The following is a 1545-nucleotide window of genomic DNA, read 5'->3' as shown; positions in this document are numbered from 1 at the left end:
CATCGTCAGCCTGCCAGCCGTGGCCGCCTGACCAGCCCGACCAAAGCCGGCACGCGGTGGCTCTGCGAAGCTACACCACCAGCAGGGACACGACCGAAATCTCGGCCGCCTAGCGGCTTGATCCCGATCATTTTCAGCAGCTGATCGGCTGATTGCCAGCCCAGCAAACCGAAGGACTCTGCCAGTTTGGCTGACGTCGTGTAGAGCTCGTTGAAACGGTCAACGTCCTGCCTCGATACGTCGTAGCGATTGCCAGTTTTTACTGCCGGCAGGTATCCAGCGTCGCGTACCTCCTTCGCTACAGCGGGCGACAGACCTATCTCAGCGCTCGCCTCAAGGAACGTGAGCATGTCGCCACGGTCCTTCTGAAGCGCGGTCCTGATGTCGACGACGCGGACTTTCAGTTGTGCGAGCCCGTCGGCGTCTTCGTCGACAGCGCACACCGAGAGATGGCCCCGCAGAATCAAACCCACCACACGAGTTAGACTCTTCGACGCGGCAAAGCTGGCCTCGATTAACGACAAAGATGGACTCTGACTCGGGACCAATGTCTGTGTCAGCTTCTCGATGAAGGCATCGACCGTCTCTGGCGAAATTCGCCACAGCGCGGACCCGGCGCTACCCTCGACCCTCGGGTTGTCCGACGTGATGCCGTCCAAGTGCCCCGCATCCAGCAATCGCTTCATGCTGGTTACCTCAACGCCGAGACGAGACGCGGTCTCCTCGAGGTTGAGCCATTTGTCCTTCTGCTCGCGGATAATTTCGACGGCTTGCTCGGAAAGCGTTATCGGAGCTCCCTTCCACCGCTTCCGCGGCTCTATGAAGCCCTTCTCGATCGCCACCCGTCGGACCCACTCGACGTTGGTGCCGATCATCTGCGCAGCTTTTGACAGACTGATCCCTGAGCCCTTGACCGGCGCGATGCGGATCGCTCTGCCGATACCGGCGGACGCCATATCCCGCTCGATTGCCTTCGTTAGGTGGCCCTTGAGAATTCCCTCAGGAAGCCCGAAAGCCCACTTGTCGAAGCCTCCATAGGCCTTTTCCTTCCCCGTTCCTCGAACCGAATGGGCGCCATCCCGCAGACCAGCAACCAAGCCAGGGGCGGCGGTCGCGATATCTTCGACTACAGATAATCCGATGCCGCACGCCTGGCTGGACGCGCCTCGGCTATCGCCATGCTGCTTGACGAAGCTCCGTTCGGTCTCGGCGTATCCCAGCACTTCCATGGTCTCGATCGCCCAATGCAAAGGCATGTCATCGAGAGCGGGGACGCTGATGCGCGGCCGGCCTCCCAGGCGCCCTACGATGTACGCGGAGGACCGCACCTCTTGGGCATCAGCGGGAACGCACTCAAAGCGGCTAATCTCGTGGTTGTTGGGGCAACGATCAATCGTGCCACGACCCGGATCGAACGGCTCAGAGCATTGCGGGCAACGTGAAATGAGGGTCGTGTCCCATAGCGTGGTGTAGCTGACGGTGGTCACCGGCGATTGCCGGTTAGGTTTGGGTTGTGAACGCCAACCCTGAACCGAGAGATCCCCG

1 protein-coding gene is annotated in these 1545 nt (G+C 60.8%); it reads right to left on the bottom strand.

The features are described from left to right. Nucleotides 1-5 precede the first annotated feature (5 nt). The coding region (locus tag ACFPN9_RS26135; protein ID WP_377817893.1) for a hypothetical protein at nt 6-1545 on the bottom strand (1540 nt) is incomplete at its 5' end.

Source organism: Allobosea massiliensis, from assembly GCF_042655245.1.
Lineage (GTDB): Bacteria > Pseudomonadota > Alphaproteobacteria > Rhizobiales > Beijerinckiaceae > Allobosea > Allobosea massiliensis.
The sequence above is the reverse complement of the archived record's forward strand: the minus strand, read 5'-3'. Positions and strand labels throughout refer to the sequence as shown.